Source organism: Erwinia sp. B116, from assembly GCF_002865965.1.
Lineage (GTDB): Bacteria > Pseudomonadota > Gammaproteobacteria > Enterobacterales > Enterobacteriaceae > Erwinia.
Genome location: NZ_JRZZ01000026.1, coordinates 1 through 12602 on the forward strand (window position 1 = coordinate 1; position 12602 = coordinate 12602).

General features: G+C 61.1%; 8 protein-coding genes. All 8 read left to right on the forward strand.

What is annotated here, in order from left to right:
- On the forward strand, positions 1 to 995 hold a 995-nt coding region (locus NV64_RS16220), incomplete at its 5' end, for an ATP-dependent helicase C-terminal domain-containing protein (RefSeq protein WP_304529225.1).
- Positions 996 to 1089: 94 nt separating this feature from the next.
- Positions 1090 to 3621: a bifunctional glycosyl transferase/transpeptidase gene (gene mrcB / locus NV64_RS16225; RefSeq protein WP_101506322.1), complete on the forward strand. Its 2532-nt coding sequence runs from the start codon at positions 1090 to 1092 to the stop codon at positions 3619 to 3621.
- Between the two features lie 241 nt (positions 3622 to 3862).
- Positions 3863 to 4624: a phosphatase PAP2 family protein gene (locus NV64_RS16230; RefSeq protein ID WP_304529226.1), complete on the forward strand. Its 762-nt coding sequence runs from the start codon at positions 3863 to 3865 to the stop codon at positions 4622 to 4624.
- 146 nt (positions 4625 to 4770) lie between these two features.
- On the forward strand, positions 4771 to 7008 hold the full coding sequence (gene fhuA, locus NV64_RS16235; protein ID WP_101506323.1) for a ferrichrome porin FhuA: 2238 nt from the start codon (positions 4771 to 4773) through the stop codon (positions 7006 to 7008).
- A 186-nt stretch (positions 7009 to 7194) separates the two neighbouring features.
- Positions 7195 to 9417 carry a ferrichrome porin FhuA gene (fhuA, locus tag NV64_RS16240; protein ID WP_101506324.1) on the forward strand — a complete coding sequence of 741 codons (2223 nt, stop codon included), beginning with the start codon at positions 7195 to 7197 and terminating at the stop codon, positions 9415 to 9417.
- A gap of 51 nt (positions 9418 to 9468) precedes the next feature.
- Positions 9469 to 10263, forward strand: a complete 795-nt coding sequence (fhuC, locus tag NV64_RS16245) for a Fe3+-hydroxamate ABC transporter ATP-binding protein FhuC (RefSeq protein ID WP_101506325.1) — start codon at positions 9469 to 9471, stop codon at positions 10261 to 10263.
- Positions 10264 to 10274: 11 nt separating this feature from the next.
- Positions 10275 to 11159, forward strand: coding sequence for a Fe(3+)-hydroxamate ABC transporter substrate-binding protein FhuD (gene fhuD, locus NV64_RS16250; protein WP_255410334.1), 885 nt, complete (start codon positions 10275 to 10277; stop codon positions 11157 to 11159).
- Positions 11156 to 12602: iron ABC transporter permease (locus tag NV64_RS16255; protein ID WP_233209008.1), on the forward strand; the 1447-nt coding region annotated here is incomplete at its 3' end. The genes fhuD and NV64_RS16255, both read left to right, overlap by 4 nt.

A 12602-nucleotide genomic window follows, 5' to 3' on the forward strand; every position in this document is an offset into this window, starting at 1 on the left:
AGCCCGACCCGGCGCGGCTGCCGCGGCTGCTGGCGGCCGCCTTTCCGGACCGCATTGCCCGACGGCGCGGCGACGATGGTCGCTATCAGCTGGCTAACGGCAGCGGGGCGTCGCTGGACCATGATGACGCGCTGACCCATTATGAATGGCTGATCGCGCCACAGCTGCTGCAGAGCGGCAGCCAGAGCGAAGCGCGCATCCTGCAGGCGCTGCCGATTTCGCTGGAGCCGCTGCTGCGCGAGCTGCCCGCGCTGGTGCAAAAGCAGACGGAAGTGGAGTGGGACGACGAGAAGGCGACGCTGCGCGCCTGGCGCCGCGAGCAAATTGGCCAGCTGGTGCTAAAATCACAGCCGCTGGCCAAGCCGGACGCGCCCGATCTGCACGCCGCCATGCTGCGCTGGGTACGGCAGAAGGGGCTGGCGGTGCTGAACTGGAGCGTACAGGCGCAGCAGCTGCGCCTGCGGCTGATCTGCGCCGCACGCTGGCTGCCGGAGCACGACTGGCCGGCGGTGGATGACGCGGCGCTGCTGGCGACGCTGGAACAGTGGCTGCTGCCGGCCATGAGTGGGGTCGGCGATGGCAGGGCGCTGAAGCAGGTGGATATTTACGCCGCGCTCTTACAATTGCTCACATGGTCACAACGTCAGCAGCTGGATAGTGCTCTGCCAACTCATTACACTGTGCCCACCGGAAGCCGCCTGCCCATCGGCTATCATGAAGATAAGCCGCCGGTGCTGGCGGTGCGCCTGCAGGAGATGTACGGCGAGGCGCAAAACCCCACCGTTGCCGCCGGTCGCGTGCCGCTGGTGCTGGAACTGCTCTCCCCCGCGCAACGCCCGCTGCAGATCACCCGCGATCTGGCGGCGTTCTGGGCCGGTGCCTGGCGTGAGGTGCAGAAAGAGATGAAAGGTCGCTACCCGAAACATCTGTGGCCTGACGACCCGGCAAACGCGCAGCCGACCCGGCGGGTCAAAAAATTTAGTACACCGAATTAATCCCTCCATTTCAGAAGGTTCCCCTTCCGCAATGGTCTGAGTAAGAACAGAGTAGTCGGCCTGGCCGACGCCCGTTTCCGGAGAAAGAAAACGCATGTCTGACGATCGCGAACCTATCGGACGTAAAGGAAAGCAGCCAAAACCCCCGCGAAGTACGGCGGGACGGGGCCGCCGCAGGGAGGATGAGGATGACTACGATCGGGATGATGAACAGGAAGAGGAGGTAACACCGGTGCCACGCAAAGGAAAAGGCAAGGGATCGACGCCGCGCAAACGGCGCGGCTGGTTCTGGCTGTTAGTCAAGCTGCTGGTGATTTTTGCGGTGCTGATGGCGATCTACGGCGTTTACCTGGATTCGCAGATCCGCAGCCGTATTGACGGCAAAGTCTGGCAGCTGCCGGCGACGGTGTATGGCCGCATGGTCAGCCTTGAGCCGGGCATGTCGTACAACAAGAAAGAGATGATTGCGCTGCTGGAAGGCACGCAGTATCGCGAAGTGACGCGCATGACCCGGCCCGGGGAGTTCACCGTGCAGGGCAACAGCATTGAGATGATCCGCCGCCCGTTTGATTTCCCCGACAGCAAAGAGGGGCAGATCCGCGCGCGGCTGACCTTCAGCGGTGACCAGCTCAGCGATATCAAGAACCTCGACAGCGGCCGCAGCTTCGGCTTCTTCCGCCTTGACCCGCGGCTGATCACCATGCTGCAGTCGCCGAACGGCGAGCAGCGCCTGTTTGTGCCGCGTGCCGGTTTCCCGGACCTGCTGGTCGATACCCTGGTGGCCACCGAAGATCGCCACTTCTACCAGCATGACGGTATCAGCTTCTACTCGATTGGCCGTGCATTCCTTGCCAATATCACCGCCGGTCGTGCGGTGCAGGGCGGCAGTACGCTGACTCAGCAGCTGGTGAAGAACCTGTTCCTGACCAACGAGCGTTCGCTGTGGCGTAAGGCCAATGAAGCCTATATGGCGCTGATTATGGACGCGCGCTACAGCAAAGACCGTATTCTGGAGCTCTACCTGAACGAGGTGTATCTCGGCCAGGCCGGTAACGATCAGATCCGCGGCTTCCCGCTGGCCAGCCTCTACTACTTTGGCCGCCCGGTGGATGAGCTGAGCCTCGATCAGCAGGCGCTGCTGGTCGGCATGGTGAAAGGCGCGTCGCTGTATAACCCGTGGCGTAACCCGAAACTGGCGCTGGAACGCCGTAATCTGGTGCTGCGCCTGCTGCAGCAGCAGAAGGTGATCGACCAGGAGCTGTACGATATGCTGAGCGCGCGTCCGCTGGGCGTGCAGCCGAAAGGTGGCGTGATCACGCCACAGCCGGCCTTTATGCAGATGGTGCGTAACGAACTGCAGGCGAAGCTGGGCGATAAGGTGAAAGATCTCTCCGGGGTGAAAATCTTCACCACGCTGGATTCCGTGTCGCAGGATGCGGCGGAAAAAGCGGTGGAAGAGGGGATCCCGGCCCTGCGTAAGCAGCGCGGCCTGAACGATCTGGAAACCGCGATGGTGGTGGTCGATCGCTTTAGCGGCGAAGTGCGGGCGATGGTCGGCGGTGCCGATCCGCAGTTTGCCGGCTACAACCGTGCGCTGCAGGCGCGCCGTTCTATCGGATCGCTGGCGAAACCGGCCACCTATCTGACCGCGCTGAGCCAGCCTGATGCCTATCGTCTGAACAGCTGGATTGCCGATAACCCGATCGCCCTGAAGCAGCCGAATGGCCAGGTGTGGAAACCGCAGAACGATGACCGCCGCTTTAGCGGCCAGGTGATGCTGGTGGATGCGCTGACCAACTCAATGAACGTGCCGACCGTAAACCTCGGTATGACGCTGGGGCTGCCGCAGGTGGTGGACACCTGGACCAAACTCGGCGTGCCTGCCGATCAGCTGAAGCCGGTACCGGCGATGCTGCTCGGTGCGCTGAACCTGACGCCGATTGAAGTGGCGCAGGCGTTCCAGACCATCGCCAGCGGTGGCAGCCGTGCGCCGCTGTCGGCGGTGCGGTCGGTGATTGCCGAAGATGGAAGCGTGCTGTTCCAGAGCTTCCCGCAGGCGGAACGTGCGGTGCCGGCGCAGGCCGCCTACCTGACGCTGTACACGCTGCAGCAGGTGGCCGATCACGGTACCGCGCGGGCGCTGGGGGCGAAATTCCCGAAAGCCACGCTTGCCGGTAAGACCGGTACCACCAATGACCTGATTGACAGCTGGTTCGCCGGTATCGACGGTAAAGAGGTGGCGATCACCTGGATCGGCCGCGATAACAACCAGCCGACCAAGCTGTACGGGGCCAGCGGTGCGATGCAGCTCTATCGCCGTTACCTGGAGAACCAGGCGCCGCTGCCGCTGCAGCTGACGCCGCCGGAGGATATCGCACCGATGAGCGTCGATTCGGCCGGCAGCTTCGTCTGCGACAGCGCCAGCAGCAGCTGGCGCAGGCTGCCGGTGTGGACCACGGATGCCCAGGCGCTGTGCCAGCAGCAGCAGCAGGTTCAGCAGCAGCAGATGCTGCAGCAGCAACCCCCGCCGCAGGCGCAGCAGGGCCAGCAGGGGCAGCCGCAGCAGAACGAGCAGAAAGACAGTGACGGTGTGGCGGGCTGGATTAAGGATATGTTCGGCCAGTAATCCAGCGTTAACGCGCGTTATCTGCATGAAAAAAAAGCCTGCCACGTGCAGGCTTTTTTTTATGTCACTGATAAGTATTTATTAGCGCCTTATGTTACTTGAAGTCTTAAAGTGCTTTGATTTCAAATGCTTTTTTATGTTATTTGGTTCCAGAAGTATCCGGTAAATTGATCTGGCTCGCATTTTATCCATGCCTTATGGGTAAGTATGGACGCGCAATCAATCATACAGGGATCTTATTATGAAACATCAGTACAGGATGAGTGCGCTATTGCTGAGCAGTGTTCTGCTGTCCCCACTGGCTGCGCAGGCCGACCAGATGACCGAGCTGTTAGGGCAGCCGCCTGGCGAGCCGCTGCATGCCCCGGAAGGATCGGTGAACAGCGAGTACTATCTGCCGTCACCGCCGGATAAAGGAAGCGCGGATTATAAAGAGGATGAGGCTGCCTACCTGAAGGGCTATGCCATGAAAGGTTCGCCGCGCTGGCAACAGGCCACCTCCGATGCCGATCTGCACATTGCTAACGTCGCGCAGATTTTCTCGCAGGTGCTGGGCACGCCGATTGACCAGAAAAAGACCCCGGCGACCTGGACGCTGCTCGGCGATCTGCTGGTCGCGGGCGCGGTGGATGCCCCGGCCGCGGCCAAGGAGCACTATATGCGCGTTCGGCCCTTTGTGGTGTTTGGTCATCACACCTGTCAGCCGGTGAGCGATGAAGAAGGGCTGCGTAAAAACGGCTCCTATCCCTCCGGGCACACCACCTTTGGTACGCTGACCGCGCTGGTGCTGGCACAGGTTCGCCCCGATCGTGCCCAGGAGCTGGCAAAGCGCGCCTGGGATTATGGCCAGAGCCGGGTGATCTGCGGTGCGCACTGGCAGAGTGACGTTAACGCCGGCCGTTACGTGGGCGCGGTGGAATTTGCCCGTCTGCAAACCCTACCGGCCTTTCAGCAGGCGCTGAAGCAGGCGAGTGCTGAACTGAAACCGACGGCCACACAGTAACAAATCCTTAACAGGGGAGCGCCTGCTCCCTTGTACCCGCTGTGCTGAATTCCGCGCCAGCGCTCTTTTGATCCCCTTCCCGCTGTAATCACATTGCTACTTTGCTAACCCGAAACAGAAGGGCCTTTATTAAGGGACAAACTGCTATGTCGATCACCAGAGAAACACCCGTAGATTACCGAACAGCCCCCCCTCATCCCGCCGCCGTATCATGCTGTCCGCCCCGAACGCGATCGCTGCCGCGTTGTCTGCAGGCTCTGCTGCAGGGGCTGATCCCGCTGTCACTGCTGCTGGCGGGCGGTGCTGTACGGGCAGACGATGCCACGATGACCGTTACCGCACCTGAGCCGGTAAAAGAGGATGCCTGGGGTTCAGCGGCCACCATCGCCGCGAAGCGCAGCGTGTCCGGCAGTAAAACCGCAACTGAGATCAAAAAAATCCCCCAGTCGCTGTCGGTGGTGACCCGCCAGGAGCTGGATACCCGCCAGCCTCAGTCGGTGAAGGAGGCGCTGGGCTATACGGCGGGGGTGATGGTGGATTCCACCGGGCCTTCCGCCTTTTACGACAATCTTAAGGTGCGCGGATTCGGCGAGTGGAACCTTGACGAGTATATGGATGGCCTGCGGCTGCAGGGCAACAACTATGCGCAGCCCTCCGTTGACCCTTATCTGCTGGAGCGCATTGAAGTGCTGCGCGGCCCCTCATCGGTGCTGTACGGCAGAAGCAACCCGGGCGGGGTGGTGTCACTGTTCAGCAAGCAGCCGACGGGGAAGCGCCTGCGTGAAATCCAGTTTAAGGCGGGAACGCGCAACCTGTGGCAGACCGGCTTTGATTTCGGCGATGTGCTGAATGACGATGCCCGCTACAGCTGGCGGCTGACCGGCGTGGCGCGAAGCGGCGACACCCAGGCGCAGGGGCCGAAAGAGAAGCGCTATAGCATCGCGCCATCGTTCCGCTGGCAGCCGGATGAACATACCTCGCTGACGCTGCTGACCAGCTTCCAGCACGATCCCGACGTCGGTTTCTGGGGCTGGCTGCCGCGTCAGGGTACGGTGGTGCCCTTTACCGGCAGGGACGGCAAACAGCACAAGCTGCCGACCGATTTTATGGACGGGGAAAAGAGTACCCGCCTGAAACGCAGCCAGAATCTGGTCGGCTACCGCTTCAGCCACGATCTGAACGATAACTGGCAGGTACGGCAGAACCTGCGCTATATGCACCTGGACTCCCATTACTTTGGCATTAACGGCAACGGGTACCAGGCTCCGCAGACGCTGATGCGTGCTTCGGCGAAGGATGACGAACGGCTGTCGAATATGGATGTGGACACCCAGCTGGAAGGCAGCCTGTCATCCGGCCCGGTGGGTCACCGCCTGCTGTTTGGCGTTGACTATGTGCATATGCGCGATGATATGAGCGGGTGGTACGGTGGGGCAGAGCCGATTGATATGCTGGATCCGCATTACGGTAATGACAAGGTCACCGCCGCGCTTTACGGCTGGCAGAATCAGCTGATAAAGCAGCAGCAGACCGGCCTCTACACTCAGGATCAGGCGCAGTGGAAACGGTGGCTGTTAACGCTGGGCGGGCGTTACGACTGGGCGATGACCTCCTCTTATGACAAGGACGCCAGAAAAACCACCCGCAAAAACGATGCGCAGTTTACCTGGCGCGGCGGGTTAAACTATCTGTTTGATAACGGCATCACGCCTTATTTTGGCTACAGTGAATCCTTTGAGCCGACCAGCGGTACCGATTTCGACAAGCGTGCCTTTGTGCCCACGCGCGGCAGGCAGTATGAGGTCGGGGTGAAATATCTGCCGTCCGATCGACCGGTGTCGGTGACCGCGGCGCTGTTTCAGCTGACGCGCAGCCACAATCTGATGTCAGATCCGAACCATTTCAGGTACCAAATCCAGACCGGCAAACTGCGCTCACGCGGCGTTGAGCTGGAAGCGAAGGGCGCGCTCAGTGCCAGTATCAATGCCACGGCTGCCTATACCTATACGGATATGCGCTATTCCCGCGACCTCGGCAGCAATGCCGATAAGCGGCCGACGCAGGTGCCCAAAAATATGGCATCAGCGTGGCTGGATTACACATTCCATGAAACGGCACTGAGCGGCCTGAAGCTGGGCAGCGGGGTGCGTTACGTCGGCAGCGCCTGGGGCAACAGCCGCAACGATTTTAAAACCACCGGCTTCACGGTGGTGGATGCTCTGATGAGCTACGATCTTGCGCGGTTTAACCTGCCCGGTTCATCGCTGGCGCTGAACGTGCAGAACCTGTTTGACCGCCACTATGTTGCCAGCTGCGGCTCAGACAACATGTGCTTCTGGGGTAACGATCGCCGTATTATTGCTACTGCCACCTTCCAGTTCTAATCGAATCATTTAGTTAGCGCCAGACCCCCGGGAACCCCTTATCTGACAAGGCTTAGCGCCGTGTTGGTAAGGGGTTTTTTCTTGCAGAAATGAACCCCTTTCGCATATTATCCAATCGTTATAATAATTATTATCGTTTCGTTTTACATTCACCCGGTTGACTTTATCCTTGTCAGAGAACATCAGATGGCAACTATGCGCAGCAAACTTTCCAGTACCCGAACCGTTAACACCCGCAAGCGTCAGCTGGCGGTCTTTGTTGCCCTTTCCCTGAGCGGAATCGGCAGCAGCGTGGCGGCAGAAGAACAGACTCTGACCGTTAGCGCACAGGCGAACGGCGAAGCGCAGGAAAGCGCATGGGGCCCGGCCGCGACCATCGCTGCCAGACAGAGCGCCACCGGTACCAAAACCGATACCGCGATTGAAAAGACCCCGCAGTCGGTGTCGATCGTCACCCGCCAGGAGATCGAACTGCGCCAGCCGCAGTCGGTGAAAGAGGCGCTGGGCTATATGCCAGGCGTGATGGTCGGCAACCGCGGTTCATCCAACGTGATTGACGCGCTGGCGATCCGTGGCTTTAGTGAGACGAATACGAATCAGTATCTTGACGGCTTACGTTTGTCATCCGACTACTATTCAGAATTCGCCATAGATCCTTACTTCCTCGAGCGTGTGGAGCTTCTGCGTGGCCCGGCCTCTGTGCTGTACGGCAAAAGCAGCCCGGGCGGCGTGGTGGCGATGGTCAGCAAGCGTCCGACCACCGAAACGCTGCGTGAAGTGCAGTTCCAGATGGGCACGCACAATCTCTACTCCACCGGATTTGACTTTGGCGGTGCGCTGGATGACAGCAACGAATTTTCTTATCGCCTGACCGGGCTGGCGCGCAGTGCCGATACGCAGCAGGTCAAAAGTAAAGAGAAGCGCTACACCATCGCACCATCGTTCAGCTGGCAGCCCAATGCCGATACTCACTTCACCTTCCTGAGCTACTTCCAGAACGAACCGGAAACCGGCTATTACGGCTGGCTGCCGCGTGAAGGAACGGTCGTTCCGCTGACAGACGCAGCAGGCAGTCAGCATAAGTTGCCAACTAACTTTGATGATGGTGAAGCCAACTATAACGGTATCGCCCGCAAGCAGCAGATGGTCGGCTACAGCCTCGATCATAAGTTTGATGAGACCTGGTCGTTCCATCAGAACCTGCGCCTGGCGAAGGTCAACACTGATTACCGTAGTATCTATGGTGTAGGGCTGATAGCGGGCACCACAACACTTAACCGCTCGATTGCGCTGTCTCAGGAAGAGATGACCAATTTTGCAGTGGATACGCAGGCACAGGCAAAATTCGCCACTGGCGATGTTGACCATACGTTGCTGCTCGGTGTGGATTTCCAGCGTAACCGCAATGATGTAAACGCTAAATTCGGTTACGGCCTGGCCGCGCCGCTGGATCTGCTGAACCCGCAGTATGGCAATGAAAGCTACACCACCAACTACCCCAATAATGCGGTGAATAAACAGCAGCAGACCGGTTTGTACGCGCAGGATCAGCTGGAGTGGAACCGCTGGGTGCTGACGCTGGGCGGCCGTTACGACTACGCGATGACCTCAGTCTATAATCGCATCGCCGCCAGCGGGGTTGATCCGCTGGATAAACGTAACGATCAGGCATTCACCTGGCGCGGTGGTATTAACTACGTCTTTGATAACGGTATCGCACCTTACTTCAGCTACAGCGAATCCTTTATCCCGACGGCGGGTAAATCCGGTGACGGCAAGGCGTTTGCACCTTCACGCGCGAAACAGTATGAGGGTGGGATTAAGTTTGTGCCTAAAGACCGCCCGGTTGTGCTGACGGCGGCGGTGTATGAACTGACCAAAAGTAAGAACCTGACTACCGATCCGAACAATATTTTCGCCAGTATTCAGACCGGTGAGATTCGCTCGCGCGGCGTGGAGCTGGAAGCCAAAGCAGCGGTTAATCTGAACATCAATCTGATGGCGTCTTACACCTATACCGATGCGAAATATACCGATGATACCAACCTGCAGGGGCAACATCCGGTGCAGGTACCGCGTCAGATGGCTTCGTTGTGGGCTGACTATACCTTCACTGAAACGGCACTCAGTGGCCTCACCGTGGGTGCAGGTGCCCGGTATGTTGGGGAAAGTGTTGGTCGTTACACCACGGGTAGCCAGTACAACCGTGAGTTCACCGTTGCACCGTACACCACGGTAGATGCAACGGTGAAATACGATCTGGCTCGCTTTGGCCTGCCAGGCTCGTCTGTCGGTGTTAACGTCAGCAATCTGCTTGACCGCGAATACGTTGCCAGCTGCTACCAGGACTATGCCTGCTACTGGGGCGCGGAGCGCAGCATCACCGGTACCGCCACCTTCCGTTTTTAATCGTTAACCGGGCGCGGCATCAGGCCGCGCCCGCCAAATCAGAAGAACGCTATGTCATCTCAGCCTGCTACAGACAGTACCTTTACGCTTGATAACGTCTCTTTTACCGTCCCTGGCAGAACGCTGCTGCATCCGCTGTCGCTGACCTTTCCGGCGGGAAAGGTGTGTGGCCTGATCGGTCATAACGGCTCCGGCAAATCCACCCTGCTGAAAATGCTCGGCCGCCACCATGCGGCCAGCGACGGGCGGGTGCTGCTCAATGACCAGCCGGTTGACGGCTGGCAGAGCAAGGCGTTTGCCCGCCAGGTGGCCTATCTGCCGCAGCAGCTGCCGGCCGCCGAGGGGATGACGGTACGCGAGCTGGTGGCGATCGGCCGCTACCCGTGGCACGGCGCGCTGGGGCGTTACGGCGTGGAAGACCGCGAGCGGGTGGACGAGGCGATTGCGCTGGTGGGCCTGAAACCCTTTGCCCAGCGGCTGGTGGACAGCCTCTCCGGCGGCGAGCGGCAGCGCGCCTGGATCGCGATGCTGGTGGCGCAGAACAGCCGCTGCCTGCTGCTGGATGAGCCGACCTCGGCGCTGGATATCGCCCACCAGGTGGACGTGCTGGCGCTGATCCAGCGGCTCAGCCACCAGCGCGGCCTGACGGTAATTGCGGTGCTGCACGATATCAATATGGCGGCACGCTACTGCGATCATCTGGTGGCGCTGCGCGGCGGTGAGATGATTGCCCAGGGCGCGCCGGAAGCCATTATGCACGGCGACGTGCTGGAGAAAATTTACGGCATTCCGATGGGGATTTTACCGCACCCGCAGGGCGGTGCCCCGGTGAGTTTTGTCTACTGAGGATGAGTGCTGTGAACCCGCAATTAACCCGACGCCGCCTGCTGGCGGCACTGGCCTGTTCGCCGCTGCTGATGAAATTTGCACTTGCGGCGGAACCTCAGGTGGATGCTCACCGCGTGATTGCCATTGAGTGGCTGCCGCTGGAGCTGTTGCTTGCGCTGGGCGTGATGCCGATCGGTGCCGCCGAGCTGCACGGTTACCGGGACTGGGTCGGTGAACCCAAACTGCCGCCGGACGTGGTGGACGTGGGCCTGCGTACCGAACCCAACCTTGAACTGATCACCCAGATGAAACCTTCGCTGATTATCTATTCGGAAGGCTACGGCCCGGCACCGACCGGTTTCCAGCGCATCGCGCCGTGGATGGGCTTCAGCTTTAACGACGGAAAGGGCAAACCGCTCAGCAACGCCCGCCGCTCGCTGGTGACGCTGGCGCAACGCATCGGCCGCGAGGCGCAGGCGCAGGCTCATCTCAGCGAGCTGGCGGCGCTGCTGGCGGCCGCGAAGGTGCGGCTGCACGAGCGCGCGCGCCGGCCATTGCTGCTGATGTCGATCCTCGATACCCGTCACGCTATCGTGTTTACCGCCAACGGCCTGTTCCAGGAGGTGCTGGACGAGCTGGGGCTGCAGAACGCCTGGCAGGGCGAGAGCTCCTTCTGGGGCAGCGCGGTGATTGGCATTGAACGGCTGGCGGCGTTCCGCGACGTTGACGTGATCTGCTACGGCCACGGTAATACAGCGATTGAGCAGCAGGTGTTTGCCACGCCGCTGTGGCAGTCGTTCGCGTTTGTCCGCGAAGGGCGGTTCAAAACGATGCCGCGCGTCTGGTTCTACGGCGCGACGCTGTCGGCCATGCAGCTGGTGTACAGCCTTGAACACGCGCTGGAGGCAGCATGATCGAACGGAGTCGTTTAGCGGTGCTGCTACCGGTGGCGCTGTTGCTGATGGCGCTGACGCTGACGTGGGTCAACCTCGGTCATCAGCTGCCCGCCGCGCAGTGGCTGACCGCGCTGGCCGCGCCGGACAGCGGCAGCATTGCGCAGATGGTGTTTCACTACAGCCTGCTGCCGCGGCTGTCGCTGTCGCTGCTGGTCGGGGCCGGGCTGGGCCTGGTCGGCCTGCTGTTCCAGCAGGTGCTGCGTAACCCGCTGGCCGAACCGGCCACGCTGGGGGTGGCCAGCGGCGCACAGCTGGGCATCACCATCGTCACGCTGTGGAGCCTGCCGGGCGGCCTGCTGACCCAGCAGCTGGCGGCGCTGATCGGCGCGGTGGTGGTGGGGATGGTGGTGTTTGGCGTGGCGTGGGGTAAACGCATGTCGCCGGTGACGCTGATCCTTGCCGGGCTGGTGGTGTCGCTGTACTGCGGTGCCGCCAACCAGATCTTCGCCATCTTCAACCATGACCAGCTGCAGAATATGTTCCTGTGGAGCACCGGTTCGCTGAACCAGATGGACTGGAGCAACGTTGAGTTTATCTGGCCGCGCCTGCTGGCGGGCGCGCTGCTGGTGCTGCTGTTGCTGCGGCCGATGACGCTGATGGGGCTGGATGACGGCGTGGCGAAAAACCTCGGGCTGGCGATCTCGCTTGCCAGGATCGGCGTGCTGACGCTGGCGATCCTGCTCAGCGCCTCGCTGGTTAACGCCGCCGGTATTATCGGCTTTATCGGCCTGTTTGCACCGCTGCTGGCGAAGATGATCGGCGTGCGCCGCCTCGGCAGCCGTCTGCTGGTGGCACCGCTGCTCGGCGCGCTGCTGCTGTGGCTGGCCGATCAGGGCGTGCTGTGGCTGGCCAGCCTGCTCGGTGAGATCTCCACCGGCACGGTGACGGCGGTGATTGGCGCGCCGCTGCTGCTGTGGCTGCTGCCGCGCCTGCGCACCGGCCCGGTGCCGCCGGCCCTGAACGCCGGTGACGTGGTGCCGGTGGAACGCCAGCGCATCTGGCTGTGGGCGCTGCTGGGCGGCGGCGTGCTGCTGCTGATGATTGCGGTGGCGCTGAGCTTTGGGCGCAACGCCGGGGGCTGGGTGTGGGCCAGCGGCGAACTGTGGCAGCAGCTGCAGCCGTGGCGCATGCCGCGCACCGTGGCCGCGCTGGCTACCGGGATGATGCTCGGGGTGGCGGGCTGCGTGATGCAGCGCCTGACCGGCAACCCGATGGCCAGCCCGGAAGTGCTGGGCATCAGCTCCGGTGCGGCGTTCGGCGTGGTGATTATGCTGTTTATCGTGCCCGGTGACGCTTACGGCTGGCTGCTGCCTGCGGCCAGCCTCGGTGCGCTGCTGACGCTGCTGATTATTCTGTTTGCGGCCGGGCGGGGCGGGTTTTCGCCGGAAAGGATGCTGCTGG